General features: G+C 71.8%; 18 protein-coding genes and 1 pseudogene. 11 read left to right on the top strand and 8 right to left on the bottom strand.

The annotated features are described in order from the left end of the window. Positions 1–99 precede the first annotated feature (99 nt). Together ACFVVU_RS17070 and ACFVVU_RS17065 are read left to right on the top strand one after the other, a co-directional pair. On the top strand, positions 100–534 hold the full coding sequence (locus ACFVVU_RS17070; protein WP_387790630.1) for a GNAT family N-acetyltransferase: 435 nt from the start codon (positions 100–102) through the stop codon (positions 532–534). Between the two features lie 81 nt (positions 535–615). Next, entirely contained in the window at positions 616–1,188 is a 573-nt protein-coding gene (locus ACFVVU_RS17065) for a DinB family protein (RefSeq protein WP_380687447.1), read from the top strand. A gap of 80 nt (positions 1,189–1,268) precedes the next feature. Here ACFVVU_RS17065 and ACFVVU_RS17060 read toward each other — a convergent pair whose 3' ends face one another. Then, complete coding sequence (locus tag ACFVVU_RS17060; protein WP_380689500.1) at positions 1,269–1,607, bottom strand: hypothetical protein; 339 nt, start codon at positions 1,605–1,607, stop codon at positions 1,269–1,271. 267 nt (positions 1,608–1,874) lie between these two features. Here ACFVVU_RS17060 and ACFVVU_RS17055 point away from each other — a divergent pair. Next, positions 1,875–1,967: pseudogene (locus ACFVVU_RS17055) on the top strand (integrase); the annotation flags it as partial. Positions 1,968–2,021: 54 nt separating this feature from the next. Here ACFVVU_RS17055 and ACFVVU_RS17050 read toward each other — a convergent pair. The 3 genes from ACFVVU_RS17050 to ACFVVU_RS17040 form a co-directional block, all read right to left on the bottom strand. After that, a complete protein-coding gene (locus ACFVVU_RS17050; protein WP_387790628.1) occupies positions 2,022–2,531 on the bottom strand; it encodes a hypothetical protein in 510 nt (169 codons plus the stop codon). Positions 2,532–2,991: 460 nt separating this feature from the next. Beyond that, positions 2,992–4,377, bottom strand: coding sequence for an MFS transporter (locus tag ACFVVU_RS17045; RefSeq protein WP_387790626.1), 1,386 nt, complete (start codon positions 4,375–4,377; stop codon positions 2,992–2,994). A gap of 535 nt (positions 4,378–4,912) precedes the next feature. Further along, complete coding sequence (locus ACFVVU_RS17040) at positions 4,913–6,286, bottom strand: tetratricopeptide repeat protein (protein ID WP_387790624.1); 1,374 nt, start codon at positions 6,284–6,286, stop codon at positions 4,913–4,915. Between the two features lie 372 nt (positions 6,287–6,658). Here ACFVVU_RS17040 and ACFVVU_RS17035 point away from each other — a divergent pair, with 372 nt between their 5' ends. Continuing rightward, entirely contained in the window at positions 6,659–7,714 is a 1,056-nt protein-coding gene (locus tag ACFVVU_RS17035) for an NAD-dependent epimerase/dehydratase family protein (RefSeq protein ID WP_387790623.1), read from the top strand. Continuing rightward, the gene (locus ACFVVU_RS17030; protein ID WP_387790621.1) at positions 7,711–8,859 is read left to right on the top strand and encodes a DegT/DnrJ/EryC1/StrS family aminotransferase; all 1,149 of its coding nucleotides are present in this window, start codon (positions 7,711–7,713) and stop codon (positions 8,857–8,859) included. The genes ACFVVU_RS17035 and ACFVVU_RS17030 overlap by 4 nt, the downstream gene beginning before the upstream one ends. A 19-nt stretch (positions 8,860–8,878) precedes the next feature. On the opposite strand, the gene ACFVVU_RS17025 is transcribed toward ACFVVU_RS17030, so the two are convergent. Then, the gene (locus ACFVVU_RS17025; RefSeq protein WP_387790619.1) at positions 8,879–9,757 is read right to left on the bottom strand and encodes a glycosyltransferase family 2 protein; all 879 of its coding nucleotides are present in this window, start codon (positions 9,755–9,757) and stop codon (positions 8,879–8,881) included. Positions 9,758–9,785: 28 nt separating this feature from the next. On the opposite strand from ACFVVU_RS17025, the gene ACFVVU_RS17020 reads away from it, so the two are divergent. Beyond that, positions 9,786–10,535: a hypothetical protein gene (locus ACFVVU_RS17020; protein WP_387790617.1), complete on the top strand. Its 750-nt coding sequence runs from the start codon at positions 9,786–9,788 to the stop codon at positions 10,533–10,535. Positions 10,536–10,547: 12 nt separating this feature from the next. Continuing rightward, positions 10,548–11,849: a hypothetical protein gene (locus ACFVVU_RS17015; protein WP_387790616.1), complete on the top strand. Its 1,302-nt coding sequence runs from the start codon at positions 10,548–10,550 to the stop codon at positions 11,847–11,849. Here the strand turns inward: ACFVVU_RS17015 and ACFVVU_RS17010 are convergent. Next, entirely contained in the window at positions 11,786–12,628 is an 843-nt protein-coding gene (locus ACFVVU_RS17010; RefSeq protein WP_387790614.1) for an SDR family oxidoreductase, read from the bottom strand. The two genes, ACFVVU_RS17015 and ACFVVU_RS17010, sit on opposite strands and share 64 nt — an antisense overlap. Positions 12,629–12,692: 64 nt before the next feature. Here ACFVVU_RS17010 and ACFVVU_RS17005 point away from each other — a divergent pair, with 64 nt between their 5' ends. After that, a complete protein-coding gene (locus tag ACFVVU_RS17005) occupies positions 12,693–13,028 on the top strand; it encodes a winged helix-turn-helix transcriptional regulator (RefSeq protein WP_380689689.1) in 336 nt (111 codons plus the stop codon). A 61-nt stretch (positions 13,029–13,089) separates the two neighbouring features. Here the strand turns inward: ACFVVU_RS17005 and lspA are convergent, their stop codons facing one another. Beyond that, positions 13,090–13,623 (bottom strand): signal peptidase II, encoded by a 534-nt coding sequence (lspA, locus tag ACFVVU_RS17000; protein ID WP_387790612.1) that lies wholly within the window; start codon positions 13,621–13,623, stop codon positions 13,090–13,092. Positions 13,624–13,937: 314 nt separating this feature from the next. Between lspA and ACFVVU_RS16995 the strand changes: the two genes are divergently transcribed. Continuing rightward, positions 13,938–15,014: an alpha/beta hydrolase gene (locus ACFVVU_RS16995; RefSeq protein ID WP_387790611.1), complete on the top strand. Its 1,077-nt coding sequence runs from the start codon at positions 13,938–13,940 to the stop codon at positions 15,012–15,014. 239 nt (positions 15,015–15,253) lie between these two features. After that, positions 15,254–16,108 carry an alpha/beta fold hydrolase gene (locus tag ACFVVU_RS16990; RefSeq protein ID WP_387790609.1) on the top strand — a complete coding sequence of 285 codons (855 nt, stop codon included), beginning with the start codon at positions 15,254–15,256 and terminating at the stop codon, positions 16,106–16,108. Between the two features lie 161 nt (positions 16,109–16,269). Here the strand turns inward: ACFVVU_RS16990 and ACFVVU_RS16985 are convergent, their stop codons facing one another. Then, complete coding sequence (locus ACFVVU_RS16985) at positions 16,270–16,758, bottom strand: NUDIX domain-containing protein (RefSeq protein ID WP_380715186.1); 489 nt, start codon at positions 16,756–16,758, stop codon at positions 16,270–16,272. On the opposite strand from ACFVVU_RS16985, the gene ACFVVU_RS16980 reads away from it, so the two are divergent. Further along, entirely contained in the window at positions 16,747–16,962 is a 216-nt protein-coding gene (locus ACFVVU_RS16980; RefSeq protein WP_380715220.1) for a hypothetical protein, read from the top strand. The genes ACFVVU_RS16985 and ACFVVU_RS16980 overlap by 12 nt on opposite strands. Positions 16,963–16,968 lie beyond the last annotated feature (6 nt).

Here is a 16,968-nt window from a genome sequence, read left to right as displayed (position 1 = left end):
TCGCCGAGCCGGAACGGACGGGAACGAACGCGGCCGGACTTGACCAGGCAATGTGAAGGAACGCTGTATCCCGCGCAAGGATTCTGTCAGCATTTCCTCATGGAAATCCGCCGCGTCACCCGCGCCGAGGACGTCCAGGCCGCCGGGCACCTCTTCGACTCGCCACCGCTCCCCGAGGCCACCGCGCGGTTCCTCGCGGACGACCGCCACCACCTGCTCGTGGCCTACGTCGACGACGCGCCGGCCGCGCTGGTCACCGGGGTGGAGACCACCCGCCCGGACCGGGGCACCGAGATGTTCCTGCACGAGCTGGGCGTGGACGCGCGGTTCATCGGGCGCGGCATCGGCCCGGCGCTGACCACGGCCCTCGCGGACCTGGCGCGCGACCTGGGCTGCCACGGCATGTGGGTGGTCGCGGACGCCGACAACCCGGCCACCCGCTCGGTGTACCGCTGCGCGGGGGGCACCGCGCAGTCGGGGGCGCGGGAGGTGCTCGTCTGGTCCTTCGACGACACCGGGACCGCCCCTTTCTGAGCCCCGGTCTGCTGCTGCCGCCCGCTGCCCCGCCCCTGCCGCCGGGAAACCCGGTGGCGGCCCCGCCCGCCACGGACGACCATGTCCGGCATGAACGACCAACCCGCGCGATGGACCGAGGCAACCGTCTACCCCGACATGTGGATGGACCCGGACGACGACCCGCGTTCCCTGGAAGGCCCCGGCCCGGACGGCGAACTGGCCGTCCTGCTCGACTGCATCAAGAACTACCGCCTCACCCTGCGCCTCAAGTGCCAGGGCCTGGACGCCGAGCAGCTGGCGCGCCGCTCGGTGCCGCCGTCGACGATGTCGCTGCTCGGCCTGGTCCGCCACCTCGCCGAGGTGGAGCGCGACTGGCACAACTGGATCACCGACGGCGAGCCGCTGCCCAAGCTGTACGGCCCGCGCGACGCCGACTTCGACGGCGCCGTCGCCGAGCAGGCCGTGGTGGACGCCGCGTTCGCGGACCTGGAGCGCGAGCAGACCGCCCTGGACGCCACCCTGGCCCGGCACTCCGCCGACCTCGGCGCGCGTCTGGGCCGGGAGCGGATCGCCGTCCGCGAGTTGATGGTGCACATCGTCGACGAGTACGCCCGCCACTGCGGCCACGCCGACCTGCTGCGCGAGTGCGTCGACGGCCGCGTCGGCCAGTAGCAGGAGGGCGGGCCGGGACAGCCGAAGGGGCGGACGCCGCGACGTACGGCGCCCGCCCCCTGTTCTTGGCGCGGGTCGGGTCAGATGATCCAGACCCCGGTCACCCAGACGTTGCCCAGCGGGATGTTGGCGCCGGCCCCGAAGCCCAGGTAGGTGGTGGACCCGTTGGCGTTCTCGATCCTGACCTGCCCGTTGTTCACGCCGGACGTGACCTTGGTGACGCCCTGGATGTTGGCGTACCCGTAGCCCGGGGTGCCGGCGTAGCAGTAGGACTTGTTGCCGTTGCTGTAGTAGATCGTGATCCCCCTGGTGGGACACGACACCTGGTCGATGGCACTGGCCGGCACCGCCGTCGCGAGCCCTCCGGCCAGGACGCCGGCGGTCAGGGCCGCCGCGGCGAGCTTCCTGCGAGTCTCCATGATCGTTCTCCCCTTGTGAGCCTGCACCGATGGCACTTCGAGTGCTCGCCCCGCCGCCGGTGCGGCCGGGCCGTGATCGAAGCCGTGGCTCAACGATCGACTGCCGGAAGCGCGTCGACCAGGCTTTTGCATGAGCATGCAAAAGCTCCCGGGACGGCCTGACCCCGCCCGTCCGGGACGGGCGCCAGGATTCAGCCGGCGAACGCTCCGGTGCGGGCGGCGAAGGGACGCAGGCCGGACAGGCGGGTCGGGGAGTGAACGATGCGGCGCACCGTCCTCGCGGCCCAGCGCAAGGAGCGAGCCCGCATCCGCAGCGAGAAAGGCATTCGCTGGCGAGGCCGACCGGCCCTCGCCGCGTGATCAGGCTCAGGCGCCGCCAGCGCCCGGCCCGGGTTGAGTGGTCAAGACGGTTCGTCAGCAGTCCCCGACGGGATTGAGCGTGAGGACTTCGCGGTCCCCGTCGTAGGTTCGATAGATGTCATAGAGCGTGCCGCCCAAGCATATCTGCGGCCTGCTGCGCTCACTCGTAGCCGAGAAGGGCTGTCTGTCACTCCTCGGAAGCCCGCCGGGCGTCCTGGTAGGCCCAGGGCTTGTGAGCGCCTGAATCGAGGCGATCTCGATTTTCTGTACGAGTACCTGGGCGTCGCGGTCCACATCGAAGTCGAACAGCTCTTCGCCCTCGGTTGTGTGTTTTCCAGTGGCGGACTTCTGGCGGATGCTGTCGGCGGGCAGCCACCAAATATCGGCCCCGCCGCAGCAGTCGCAGGGATCGATGATGCAAACGCACGTGCAGGGAATTACGGCCACTCGGTCGGGCGAGAAGGATTGGTCATCCGCCTCTGAGGCCTCCACGGGAACAGCCTTTATCCGGATGGTCGCTGCCCTGTCTGCCCTTGCGGTCAGCGCCTGTCGAACGGTTACCACTTCGACTCCTCGGCCGGCTGGGGTGCGTGCCAGTCCAGGATGCGACGAGTGCTCTGTAGATCGCAACCGTGTGAGGAGAGTCTGGCGCATGCCCGGATGTTGTGTTTCGGTTGCGCTCGGTTGACTGCTTGCGGTGTGCGAGCCGGTGGGGTTCAGTGGTCGGCGGCGGGTTGTGTCCTCCGAGTCGGGATTGTCTTTGAATCTCCTGCAGTTCTCTCAAATCGAGAATTCCCTGGCGGTAATTCAGCGCTCCCGGGGTCGACACCATGGTCTTCCATTGACTCGCCGTACGGGACTACGGCGTTCCCGCGCCTTGGGGCCTGCTCCAGGACGACAGGCCCGAGCTCCAGCACTGGCTCGCCGCCCACCCGGACCAGCTGACCGCTGATCCGCCCACGCCGCCGGGGCCGCGTCCGAACGCATCGGACGCGGCCCCGGCTCGTACGCGGCTGACAGACCGTCAGCGCACCGGCTGCGGCGCCGGCCGGGCCGCGCGCGCCGTCGGGGCCTTCGCCATGCCGGGCGAGGCCGCCGCCCCCAGCGCCGTGCCCCGGGTCTCCTCGGCCCAGAGCACCGAGACCAGCAGGCCCGCCGCAGTGACTCCGGCGGCGATCAGCATGGTCGGCCCGGTGCCGATCCCGGACAGCGACAGCGGCAGCAGGAAGGTGCCGACGGCCGCGCCGATCCGGCTGACCGAGGTGGCCACGCCGACGGCGGTCGCCCGGATCTCGGTCGGGAACAGCTCGTTGGGGTAGGTCCAGTCGAGCACGTTCGGCCCGCCGCACAGGAAGGCGTAGGCGCAGAGCGCGACGACCACGACGGCGGCTGGCGCGTCCGGCCAGATGCCCAGGACGGCCAGCGGCACGATCATCAGCGCGAACGAGCGGATGATCACCGGGCGGCGGCCCCAGGTGTCGATCAGCCGCAGCGCGGGGTAGCAGCCGAGCAGGAAGACCAGGCTGATCAGGCCGGTGCCGAGGGTCTCGACCATGGTCCCGCCCGGCATGCCGAAGGCCTCCAGCAGTTGCGGGCCGAAGGTGAGCATCGCGAACAGCGGGGCGACCTGGCAGAGGAAGAACAGTCCGCAGAACAGTGTCCGTCGCCGGTAGGGCGGGGTCATCAGCAGGCGCAGGCCGGTCGGCGTGCCGGGAGCGGTGCGCTCGGGCATCAGCTCGCGGCCGTCGACCTTGACGCCGAGGTGCCGCTCGACCAGGCGGACGGCCTCGCCGACCCGGCCGTTGGCGGCCAGCCAGCGCGGCGATTCCGGCGAGCCGCGGCGGATCACCAGGAAGACCACGCACAGCACGGCGGAGCTGCCGAGCATCCAGCGCCAGCTGCCGGGGCCGCCGATCTCCAGGAAGAGGTAGCCGGTCAGGTAGGCGAGCACGGCGCCGGCGTACCAGGCGACGATCTGCTGACCGAGCAGCCGCCCGCGGTGCTTGGCGGGCAGCCACTCGGCGAGCAGGGAGGTGGCGATCGGGTAGTCGGCGGCCACCGCCATGCCGAGCACGAAACGCAGCAGGGCGATCGCCCAGACGGCGTCGACCCAGAAGGACAGCACGGAACAGACGATCATCACGAGCAGGTCGGCGGTGTACATCACCTCCCGCCCGATCTTGTCGGTCAGCACGCCGAAGAGCGCGCCGCCGACGAACATGCCGACCAGCGCGGCGGCGCCGATCAGGCTGACGTCCGCGGTGGAAAGGCCCAGTTCGGGGCGCATGCCGATGAGGGCGACGCCCACGATGCTCAGGATGTACCCGTCGAGCAGCGGTCCACCGGAGCAGGCGAGGGCGAGCCTGCGGTGGAAGGCGGTATACGGGGCGTTGTCGATAGTGCGGGACATTCGTTCGGGTCCTCCGGGCCGCACCGCGTGCTGTCGCACCCGTGCGCCGCGTAGACGATCGTGGGAGGCCCACCCGGAAGGGCGGGCCACTCGCCCGGTGTCCACCGGGCGACCGTCCACAGTTGCCCGGGCCGGAAGGGTGTCCCCCGGGGGCGAAGGTCAGCGGAAATCAGGGCGAACGTCCCGAAACGGACGGGCCCTCGGCCCGTGCCGAAAGCGCCCCCGCCCTGCAACCCCGGGCCGTACCCGCCCCCGGAGCCCCCCAACGCCACCCAATGTGACGCTCGGCACCTCCGCGGCCTACCGAGCACGCCGCGCGGCCCCCCGGCCGCCCAGGCGCCGACCGGGCACAGTTCGCCCACCTCGACGTGGGTGGGCCCCGGCGGGCGCGGGGGCAGGATGTCGGTTGTTTCGGCGGGATCCAAGCCTTGGAGGCAGGCAGGCAGGCAGGCAGCCTGCAGGCTGTCCTGAAGGGCCTGGCCGCCCTGTGGTGAGCAACTCGATGATTTTCCTGAGTGACTCCGCATTGCGGGTGTCAGGTCGTGAGAATGTGCGCGGCGCGGTGGGCGAGGTCGGCGGCGCCGGGGATGCCGCGGCGGGCGTAGGCGGCGAGGCTGGAGCGCATGGTGTGCATGTCGTTGCGGTTGCGTTTGGAGTCGAGGCCGTCCATGAGGTCAAGGCTCTTGGACCAGAGGGCGACGGCTTCCTCGGCGCGGTGTTGGGCGGCGACGGACTTGGCGATGTTGGCGAGGGTGGTGGCCCGCATGCGGTGGTAGGTGCCGGGGGTACGGTTGCGCGGGGCGGTGCGGTAGTGGCGTTCGGCGGCGGTGTGGTCGTTCATCGCGGTGAGGGTGCGGCCGGTGTGGGAGGCGACGGTGGCCGCGGGAGGGCCGGCCGCGGCGGCGTAGGTGGGGATCGGGTCGTCGGCGGCGAGCAGCGCGTCTTCGGCGGCGAGGACGAGTTCGGCGGCGCGCGGGCCGTTGCCGGTGGCGCCGTGGGCGCGGGCGGCGGTCACCAGCAGCAGGGCTTCGGTCTGCCGATCGGTCTTGCCCCGGGCGCGGGCGAGGGCCGCTTCGGCGAGGTCGACGCAGCCGTGGGTGTGGCCGAGGTCGAGGGCTTGGTGGGTGAGGGCGCGCATGGCCCAGGCGGCATGGCCGGCGGGGTCGGACTCGCAGGCGAGTTGGTGGGCAAGCAGGTAGACCCGTTGAGCGGCGCCTTCGCGTCCGGCGTCGTGGAGTTTCCAGCCGATCAGGTTGGCCAGTTCGGAGGCGGCGCCGAAGGCCGCGGTGCGGGCCTTGGCGGTGGCGAAAGTGCCCTTGAGCATGGGGGTGACGACATCGGTCAGGTAGGAGGTGACGGCGATGAGCCCGTGGCCGCCGCCGAGGCGTTCGTCGGTGGCGCGGAACATCTCGGTGAACTGCCGGACCGTGGCGACTTCGTAGGCTCCGATGCGGCGGCCGACGGCCAGGGAACGCAGCAAGATCGAGGCGCCCTGGTGGTCGTAGGTGAGGGGCAGGCCGACGGCGGCGGTGGAGAAGGTGAGGGCGAGCAGGTCGCGGCGGCGGAGCATGATGAGCCTCCCGAGGTCGGCTGCGGTGGCCAGGGGGTCGAGGGCCATCGCCCCCTGGGGCGGTGTGTCCTCAGTGGGGTCGGAGCCCAGGCCGATCTCGGCGGGGGTGACGGTGCGGTTGAGCTTCCTGCTGAGGGCTTCGGCGATGTAGGCCGGGGTTCGGCCGGCCGGTACGGCGCCGTCGGCGACCCACTGGTGCACGGCGGCCTTGGAGGTGCGCAGCGTGTCACCGGATTCGGCCGCGACCGCGCGGACGGCCTTGGCGAGGGCCTCGTACGTGCACCCCGCTTCCGTGATGACGGCCGCGAGGTATCGGTTGGGCTGCTTCTGGCGGGTCAACTCGGCCTCCCTGCCGTAACCAGCTAAACGATCATGAACGGGATTGACCAGAAGGGCGGTGGAAACCGTACCGCCGGACTGCGGCGGGGGAGTTCACTTGAGCCACCATCCATTCTCCCAAGAGGAGGCGAGAGCCTCATGGTTGACATGCCTTCAGGTACTCGACGGAGACCTGTCGCGCCGGGGCCAGGCGCGCGGCCGACCTGCTCAGCTGACGCCGGACGGTCGCGCTCGTCGGCGGCATGGACCGCTACGTGACCTGGCTCAAGGCCACCCCGGACGCCGTCCCGGGCTGGTTCACCACCTCTGCTGCCTCGGCCATCTCCACCGCCCCGGCCGACTTGGCCGCATGAACGACAAGGACACCTCCTGATGCGCATCGTGCTGCTTGGTGGCGCCGGCTACCTCGGCTCCGTCGCCTCCCACCACCTCGCCTCGCGCGGCCACGACGTCACCGTGGTCGACGGGCTGATCTACCGGCGCGGCGACGACCCCGCCGAACTTCTGCCCGCCGCGGCCCGCTTCGTCCCCGGGGACCTGCGCGACCGCGACCTGCTGAGCCGGGTCGCCGGCGGCGCGGACGTCATCGTGCACATGGGCGGGATCGTCGGCGAGCCCGCCAGCCGAGTGGACGAGCACCTGGCGGTGGAGCTGAACTACGCCTCCCCCATGATCGCCGCCGAGGCCACCGCCGCGGGCGGGGCCGGGCACTACGTGTTCTTCTCCTCGTGCAGCGTCTACGGCAGGCACGAGGGCACCGTGGACGAGGAGACCGAACCGAACCCGCTCGGCGTCTACGCCCGCACCAAGGTTCTCGCGGAGCGCCGCCTGCCCGGCGTGCTCGGCGACGGCACCGCGCTGACGAGCCTGCGGCTGGCCACCGTCCACGGGGCTTCCCCGCGTCAGCGGCTGGACTCGGTGGTCAACGCGATGGTCTCCCGTGCCGCCTCCACCGGCCGTATCCCGCTCAACGGCGGCGCCCAGCGCCGCCCGCTGGTGCACGTCGGCGATGTCGCCCGGGTTCTGGCCGGCGTCGTCGAGTGGGGACTCACGGGTGCGTGGAACGTGGGCGCCGACGGCGAGAACTTCACCATCGGGGAGATCGCCGAGACGGTGGCCGCGGTGGTGCCGGGCGCGGTGATCGACCGTGGGCCGGAGCGCGACGAGGCCGACACCCGCGACTACCGCACCTCCTTCGCCCGCCTGAACCGGGTCCTGCCCGGCGTCTGCTCCACCACGTTGAAGGAGGGGGTGCGGGAGATCGCCGACCTGGTGCGCACCGGCCGGGTCACCGACCCTGCCGCCCCCCAGTACGACAACCACCGCGGCCTGGTCGCCGCGGTCGCCTCCGGTGCGCTCGGCCGGTGGGGCGGGGCGGACTGCGCCCGGTTCGCGTCCGAGTACGACACGGCCTGGAGCACGCAGTGAGCGCCGTGGAGGCCCGGCCGCCGTTCCTGCCGTGGAACCGGCCCTCGATCGGCCCGGAGGAGGAGCAGGAGGTGCTGGACACGCTGCGCTCCGGATGGCTGACCGCCGGGCCGAAGGCCGCCCGCTTCGAGCAGGCCGTGCGCGACGACCTCGGCGTGGAAGAAGCCTTCGCCGTCTCGTCCTGCACCGCCGCGCTCCACCTGGCGCTCCTGGCCGTCGGCATCGGCTCCGGGGACGAGGTGATCACGCCGAGCTTCACGTTCTGCGCCGCGCCGAACACCGTCCGGCAGGTCGGCGCCACCCCGGTGTTCGCCGACATCCACCCGGCCACGCTCGACCTGGACCCGGCGAAAACGGCCGAGGCCATCACCGGCCGGACCCGGGCGATCATGGTGATGCACTACGGCGGCCAACCGTGCGACCTCGCCGCGTTCCGGAAACTGGCCGACGACCACGGCCTGCTGCTGATCGAGGACGCCGCCCACGCCCTGTACGCCCGGCGCGACGGCATCCGGGCCGGCTCCGTCGGCGACCTGGCGGTGTTCTCCTTCTACGCCAACAAGGTCATCACCACCGGCGAGGGCGGCATGCTCGCCGGGCGCGGCGACCTCGTCCAGCGGGCCCGGCTGCTCGGCCGGCACGGCATCGACAGCTCGGTGTGGCAGCGACACGGCACCCGCAGCACGGCCGCCTACGAGGTCACCGTGCCCGGGTTGAAGTACACGATGCCCGACATCACCGCCTCCGTCGGCTTCCGCCAGTGGGAGAAGCTGCCCGCCTTCACGGAGGCTCGTGCCCGGATCGCCGCCGTCTACGACCGGGAGCTGGCCGGCCTGCCGGGCCTGCGTCTGCCGGTCGTCGAGGCCGGAGTCGAGTACGGCCGCTTCCTCTACCCGGTACTGGTCGAGCCAATTGGCGACCGCTCACGGGACTCGGTGGCCGAAGAAATGCGCGAAGCGCACGGGATCGGCACCAGCGTGCACTTCCAGCCGGTGCACCGGCTCGCCGCGTACCGGCACCTCGAGTGCCACCTGCCGGTCACCGAGCACGCCGCCGCCCGGCAGCTGTCCCTGCCCTGCTACCCGGCGATGACCGGCGACGAGGTCCAACGCGTCATCGGCGCCCTGCAAGCCGTCTGGTCGTGACCCGGCGCCGGGCCGGTCGTCAGAACACCGGCGGGCGGCCCAGCTGCGCCATCCGGCGAACCGTGCTCCACCGCATCGGTCGCCGGGGCGGGCATGGGACCCGCAGGCCCTCGAAGAAGCCGCCCCACCACGCCTTCAGCCCGTCCATCGGGGGTCGGCGCAGCAGGGTGTAGGCGATCCAGGAGGTGAGGTAGACCGGTACGAGCGGGGCAGGCAGGTGGCGTTTGGCGAGCCAGACGCGGTTGCGGGCGGTCATCCGATAGTAGGCGGCATGGCGAGCCGGATCGGTGCGCGGGTGCTGGAGGACCATGTCGGCGCGGTAGTCGATGCCCCAGCCGCCGTCGAGGGCGCGCCAGGCGAAGTCGGTCTCCTCGTGGGCGTAGAAGAAGGGCGCGGGAAACAGTCCGACCTGATCGATGACGCTCATGCGGATGGCGTGGCCACCGCCGAGGAAGGTGGTGACCGGGCCCGACTGCATCGGATCGGACTTGCCGAGTCGGGGGACGTGGCGGCGCTGGGTGAACCCGGTCTCATCAGCAATCCGGAAGGACACGATGCCCAGGCACGGGTCCTGCTCGAAGGCCTCGCGGATCAGGCGGAAGGTGTCGGTCCTGGGCAGCAGGCCGTCGTCGTCCAGCACCACCATCACATCGGTGCCGCCGAGTTCGCGCAGCCGCTCGACGCCGGCGTTCCGCCCGCCCGGGATACCGAGGTTCTCCGGCAACTCGACCGCATCCACCCACGCGGGCAGCTCGGGCAACTCGACGCCCTGACCGAGCACCACGGTCCGCACCCCGCTGCCGCCCCCCTCCTGCGCTTCGACGGAGTCCAGCAGCGCGCGCAGCTCCGCCGGCCGATTGCCCATCGTCAGCACCACCACGCCCAGCGTGACGCCCATCGAACCGACTCCACTTCCAGGGAACCTCATGACCACCTTGACACCCCCGCCCGAGCCGGGCCGGACACTGCGGGAGCTGGCCGAGGCCGGACGGCTTGCGAACCACCAGGCGATGGACCGGCCGACGCTGGACTGGATCGCCCGCAACCGGCCCGCCGGCGCGCGTGTCCCGGCCAGCCTGCCACACCGCCCGGCCCCACTGGTACCGGACGCCGCGTGGTTCGCCCGCAAGGGGACGGCGTCCTCGATCCACGGCGTCCTGCACGGCGCCCGCGTCGCCACCCTCCTACAACTGCTCGCCCACCACCACGACGTCGATCCCGCCCGTGCGCGGGCGCTGGCCACTGCCGCAGCCTGCCACGACGGCCGGCGCCTGGACGACCGCGCCGACCCCGGCCACGGCCGGCGCGCCGCCGACTGGTTGACGGCCAACGGCCACCTGGTGACCACCGTCCTCGGGAGATCGCCCACCCCGGAGGCGATCATGGCCGTCGCTCTGCACGACGTCCCCCACGAGGCCTTTGCCGGCTCCGAGGCCGAGGCCTACCGACGGCACCGCCTCGCGGTGGACCTCCTCAAGGCCGCCGACGCCCTCGACCGCTACCGCCTGCCCCTCGCCCGCTGGTGGCCAGACCTCCGCCGCCTACGCCTGCCGGTCCCCGACTGGGCGCCCCCGCTCGCCCACGACCTGGTGGTGCGCAGCGAGCAGGCCCGGCTCGACGGCGCCACCGACGCCCACGCGATCGAACTCGCCCTCCACGCCGTCCTGCCCGAGTAGGAGGAGAGACCGATGGAGCCCGACTGGGACCACGCCCACACCACCGCCCCGGCCGCCAACCAGACGCCGCGCGGCCTGGCCGAGAGCGAAGCCGACTGGCGCCGGCGCCTCGAACAGACCCCCAACGGTCACCTGCTGCGCGACAACGCCATGCTCCGCTCTCTCGCCTCCGGTGCCCCGGTCCACCTGCTGCACCTGACCCGCTCGCTGGACGCCGTCCGCTCCAGTGGCCAACTCCTCGCCTCCACCGGCTGCCTGGTCGGTGCCGTCTACGGCTCCCCCCTCACCCCGGCACCCGGGGGCGCGCTGCGCCCGCACAACCTCGGTACCCACCTGCTGGCGAGCCGCGACACGCTCAACAGCCGCCGCGGCAGCACGCCCCTGGTCATCGAGATCACTCCGGACCGAGCGGGACCCGCCGTCGGCCTCGACTACGTGCGCCTGGGCCCCGTCCACCTGCGGGCCTACGAGGCGCAGCGGCACGTCCTGACTCCGGCCGAGCACGAGCACGTTGTGCGCTCGGTCACCGACCGGGTGGCCGTCGCCGCCCCGTTCCTCGACGCCCTCCTGCACAACTCCGGCGGCCGACCGAGCCCGGACCGGCCGTTCATCGACGCCCTCGCCGCAGCGGTTCCGATTCTCCCCTACCTCGGGTACCTGTACTTCGAAACCGTCGCCGAGTACCTGATGCTCCACTCCACCAGCCCGGCGACGAAGGAGTTCGCGGCCCGTGGGGAGATGAACAACCGCCTCTACAAGGACCTGGCGTTCAGCGCTGTGACCGGGATGGACACGCTGTTCGACCTCGGCCGCTTCCACCCCGGCCACGGCCGGCTGCTGGACCTTGTCGGCCGGATCGAACCCGCCCTGGCCGCCGGGGCGCCCGCTTACATTCGCCGGCGCCTGTCCCACACCTTCGCCACCACCTGTCTTGCCTCCGGCCAGGACACCACGGCCGTGACGCCAACGCCGCGATCGGGCGATCGGGCTTCAACTCTCGCTGGTCGCCGATCCGATTGGCTTGTTGCTCGCCAAGGACTGCCGCAGCAGGTCGGCCTCCACCTCGGCCGCCTCGAACGCGGCCTCGGCGTCGACCGCCTCGGCCGGGCCGGCGAAGCCGCCGCGCCCACCGACCCGTTCCCCCCTCTGCACCGGCCCGGCGCGGCTGCGCCGGCGGTCCCGCACGGGAGCGGGACGGCCGGGCCCTCCGGCGAGGTGCCCGGCCGTCCGGGTGTGCCGTGGTCAGCCGGTCAGAGGCCGATGTCCGTCAGCCACCGGCCGGGGGTGCGGGCGGTGACGCCGAGCAGCTTCTGAGCGGAGTTCTCGGGCGTGATCGAGAGCTCGGGGAGCGCGCTCAGCGCTTCGTAGACGGTGGCGACGCCGGCGGCGGGGCCTTCGCCGATGAAGGGGGCGACCGAGGCGCGGAACTGCTCGGGGGTGATCGGCTCGAAGACCACGTCCTTGTCGAAGTGGGTGCCGAACGCTGCGGCGAGGTCCGGTCCGGTGACCGCCGGGTACTGGCCTATGGAGACGACGCCGGTGACGTCCGGGCGGTCGAACAGCGCGACGACGGCGTCGGCGATGTCCAGGTGCGACGCCCACGAGACGGGGAAGTCGGCGCGGATCGGGTAGGGCAGCGCGCCCCGCTCGCGCACCGTGCCGATGACGAACGGCAGGAGCAGGTTCTCCAGGTACAGCGTGGGCTCGATCACCGCGTGCGACAGCCCGCTGTCCGCCAGGCCGCGGACCAGCTCCGAGGCCGCGCCGCCGGTGCCCGGGTCGATCGGGGCACCGCTGGTGGAGAACACCACGCGGGCCGGGCGGGCCTCGCGAAGGGCGGCGAGGACGTTGCGCGCATAGGTCCGGCGGTCCTCCTCGGAGCCCATCGGCAGGTGGACGAACACGCCTTCGGCGCCGCGGTAGACGTGGGTCAGCTCCGCGGCGGAGTCGTATCCGGCGGCCACCACGCGCGCGCCGTCCACGACGGCGTCGGCCTTGCGGGTCGGGGCGATCACGGACTTGCCCGCGGCGGCGAGAGCGGCGACGACGGGGGCACCCTGGGCGCCGGTGGCGCCGTGAATCACGTAGGTCATGGCGCAATTAGTGCATGCGATGCATCAGTTACATCAACTGCACTAACGGGGTACGGTCAACAACGTGACCGATTCCCGTCTGCCGGAGTGCGGTGTCGCCCGGTTCCTCACCCTGCTCAACGGCCCGTGGGCCACCCTGATCGTGCGGGAACTGCTGCACGGCCCCCATCGCTTCAACCAGCTGCGCGAGGCGCTGCCCGGGATCAGCCCGCACACCCTGACCAGCCGGCTGCGCCAGTTCGAGCGACACGGCATCGTCACCCGCACGACCTATGCGGAGATCCCGCCGCGCGTCGAGTACGAGCTCACCCCGCTCGGCGAGGGGCTTCGCGACGTCCTCGAAACCATGGGGACCTGGGCCACGGCGGTGCCGGATCCCGCGACCGACACCGCCGGTTGAGAGTCGCCGATCAGCCGCTCGCGCGGCTGATCCTGCTGTGCGAAACCGGAACGACTGGTCCTCAGTCGTTCCCGGGGCCCGGAACCACGCGGTTCCGGGCCCCGGGCGTTGTGGGCTCCGTCCCGCCCGACTCGGCCGGCGCCTCGGACTCGCGCGTGCCGTCCAGGCGGATGCCGCGCATCAAGGTCCACATCACCAGGGCGCTCCCGCAGACCACGCCGCAGTCGGCGAGGTTGAAGACCGGCCAGTGCGGCAGTTGGATCCAGTCCACGACGAGCCCCTGCCCCGGGGAGGGGGCCCGGAACAGCCGGTCGGCGAGATTTCCGGCCGCCCCGGCGATCACCAGCCCGAAGGAGACCGCCCAGACGGGCGTGCGGATCCGGGGCGATATCAGCAGCATGAGGACGATGACCGTCATCTTCACCGCGGTGAAGAACCAGGTCTCCCCCTCACCGATGGAGAACGCTCCGCCCGAATTGAAGGCCAGCGTGAATTTCAGAAGCCCGCCGAGTGTCTCGGTCGGATCGAGCCCCGAGAAGTTCGTCACCGCTATCTGCTTGGTGATGAGATCCGACGCCAGCACCGCGAGTGCCACGGCTGTCATCGTTCCCAGCCGTCGAGGCAGGTCACCGGGCGAGGAGGCTCCGCGCGCGATCCGTAGACGTAGTAAGCCAGTCATGGCCGCATTGTAGGTGGCGGCGGCGGGCGGACGAGCGCCCCGACGGGTGCCGGCGACGAGTACGCGGACCGGCCGGAACGAGTGCACCGCGTGTACAAGCGGGGCGGACGAGGGTTCCTAATCTGGGGCCCACGCCCAACCCACAAGCAATGGCCGCGAGTTCCCTCCGGTCTGACGTCACCTCGAAATCCGGTGGCGCCCACCGGTGGCCACCGGGCCAGGAGTTCCCCATGCGCACCGTCCCCTTCCGTCTCAACCGCAAGATCGCCGTTGCCGCGGCCGCCGCCCTCGTCGCCGGGGCCACGATCGCCGCCAACGCCTCGGCCTCACCCGCCCCTCCGTCCGCCAGGTCGACCGCCCCGGTGCTGGAGAAGGACGCCCAGGCGTTCGCCACCGCGGCCGCGAAGAATCCGCCGATCTACACGCTGTCCTACGCCGACGCCCGCAAGGCGCTCGACAGCGCGCAGAGCGGGCCCGTCGACAAGCTGCCGGCCGACGTCTCTCACCGGACGCTCAAGGTCGGGCCCACCGGTGAGGTGACCGTCCGGATCGTCCGCCCCGCCGGTGCGAGCGACAAGCTCCCGGCCGTCATGTACTTCCACGGCGGCGGCTGGGTCCTCGGCAACGAGAACACCCACGACCGGCTGGTGCGCCAGCTCGCCAACGGCGCCCAGGCCGCGGTCGTCTTCGTCGACTACACGCCCTCGCCCGAGGCCCGCTATCCCATCGCCATCGAGCAGGCGTACGCGGCCACCAAGTGGGTCGCCGAGCACGGTGACGAGATCAACGTCGACGGCTCCCGGATCGCTGTCGTCGGCGACAGCGTCGGCGGCAACATGACGGCCGCCGTCACGCTCATGGCCAAGCAGCGCGGCGGCCCCGCCCTGCGCGAGCAGGTGCTCTTCTACCCCGTCACCGACGCCAACTTCGAAACCCCCTCCTACCGGGAGTTCGCCGACGGCCCCTGGCTGACCCGCAAGGCCATGAAGTGGTTCTGGGACGCCTACGCCCCGAACGCCAAGGATCGCGGGCAGATCCTCGCCTCCCCGCTGCGCGCGAGCCTCGACCAGCTGAAGGACCTGCCCAAGGCCCTGGTCATCACCGACGAGGCCGACGTCCTGCGGGACGAGGGCGAGGCCTACGCCGCGAAGCTCCGCGCCGCCGGCACCGACACCACCACCGTCCGCTACCCCGGCATCATCCACGACTTCGCCATGCTCGACGCCCTCGCCGGCACCAACGCCGCCGAGGCGGCCGTCGACCAGGCCAGCCGTTTCCTCTACACCGGTCTGCGCACCGGTTCCTGACGCCACGTCAGGGTGGTGCGGCTCCCCCCCGGGCCGCCCACGGACACCCCGTACTTCCCATGGTCGGACGCCGCGCACCGCGCAGCACCTCCCGGCCGACCGGCCCAGCTCGACCGGCGGCCCGCCGTCATCGGTGTGGCCGTTCAACCGCCGTCGCTGATCAGCACGGTTCGAAACGCGGCACACCCGCGCCTTCCTGCCGGACCGTGTCACCGGCGACCGCCTTCAAGGAGACCGTCATGTCCCGTTCCTCACAAACCCGTTCAAAGCTTCGGTCCGCCACCACCGTGGCCCTCGCCGCTGCCGCGGCCGGCTCCCTGCTGGCCGCCACCGCGGCGAGCAGCAGCGCTGCCGCCTCGCAGAACACCGGGGCGAGCCGCACCAAGCCCACCGTCGTGCTCGTCCACGGCGCCTTCGCCGACGCTTCCAGCTGGTCCGGCGTCATCAAGCGACTGCAGCACGACGGCTACCCGGTCGTCGCCGCGGCCAACCCGCTGCGCGGTGTGAGCAGCGACGCCGCCTACCTGCGCAGCGTCCTGGACGGCGTGCACGGACCCGTGGTCCTGGTCGGCCACTCCTACGGCGGCTCGGTGATCACCCAGGCCGCCGCCGGTGACCCCGACGTGAAGGCGCTGGTCTACATCGCCGCGTTCATCCCGAACGTCGGCGAGAGCGCGGGTGAGCTGGCCGCCAAGTTCCCCGGCAGCACCCTGGGCGAGACCCTCAACAGCAGCTCCTACCCCCTGCCCGGCGGCGGCACCGGTACCGAACTGACCATCAAGCAGGACCTGTTCCACCACCAGTTCGCCGCCGACGTCCCCGCTCCCACGGCCGCGATCATGGCAGCCACCCAGCGGCCGGTCTCCACCCTCGCCCTGGAGGAAAAGGCTTCGAAGGCAGCCTGGAAGGACATCCCCTCCTACGCGCTGACCGCCGGCCAGGACTACAACATCCCGCCGAAGGCCGAACAGTGGATGGCCGAGCGCGCCCACGCCCGCACCGTCACCATCGCCAACGCCTCCCACGCGGTCGCCGTCTCCCACCCGGCCGCGGTCGCCGACCTCATCCTCCGCGCGGCCCGCGAAACCCGCTGAACCACCACGGGCGGCCGTGCCGCCCAGGTCCGCGGAGTGCTGCCACTCGCTGATCATCGGCTCACGCAGGTGCTCGGCCGCTCGGCAGCCTTCACGGTGTTCACAGCGTTCCCGGGGCCCGGAACCACACGGTTCCGGGCCCCGGGCGTGCTTCGGGTCGGTTATTCGGCGGGGGTGCCGCGGAGGAGGAAGGGGAGGTGGGTGCCGTTGGTGAGGGCGGTGAGGGCTTGGGTGGTGCGGCGGTGCTGGTCGGGGGCCATGGCGTCGGGGAGTTGGTGGGGGTGGAGCCAGTGGACGGCGGTGATGGTGGCGGGGGGTCGGTGGCGGGCGACGATCGTTTCCTGGGCGGGGGTGAGGTGGCCGCCCCAGTAGACGAAGTTGATGCCTTCGGGGAGGAGTTGGGCGTCGACGTAGTCGGTGGCGAGGATTCGGCGCAGGGGGAGGACGAGTCCGGTTTCGGTTTCGGTGTGGCGGCGGGCGGCGAGGTGGGGGAGTTCGTTGGCTTCGGCGCTGCCGCCGGGGAGGATGAGGCCGGACTTGTAGGTGGTGCCGATCAGGAGGACGGCGCCGTCGCGGTTGAGGATGAGGGCCTGGTGGCCGAGGCGTCGGCGGGGCGGGGTGGTGAGGATGGCGGGGAGGTGGTGAAGCATGTGGTGCTCCTGTTGGGCGAGAGCCGGGTGAAGCAGGCGGGCAGTCCGGCGCAGATGCCGGTGGTGAGGATCAGCCCGGATATCAGCAACTGCGGTGCGAGCGGTCCGTCGTGGATGGGCCAGCAGGCGGCCGTGGCGGCGAGGGTGGAGAGGGTGGCGACGCCGAGGACGGCGGCGAGCAGCCTCACGTCACGTCGGCGGTGACGGCGA

The sequence above is a fragment of the Kitasatospora sp. NPDC057965 genome, from assembly GCF_042887135.1.
In the GTDB taxonomy this organism is placed as follows: domain Bacteria; phylum Actinomycetota; class Actinomycetes; order Streptomycetales; family Streptomycetaceae; genus Kitasatospora.
This window is presented reverse-complemented; position numbering and strand designations above follow the sequence as displayed.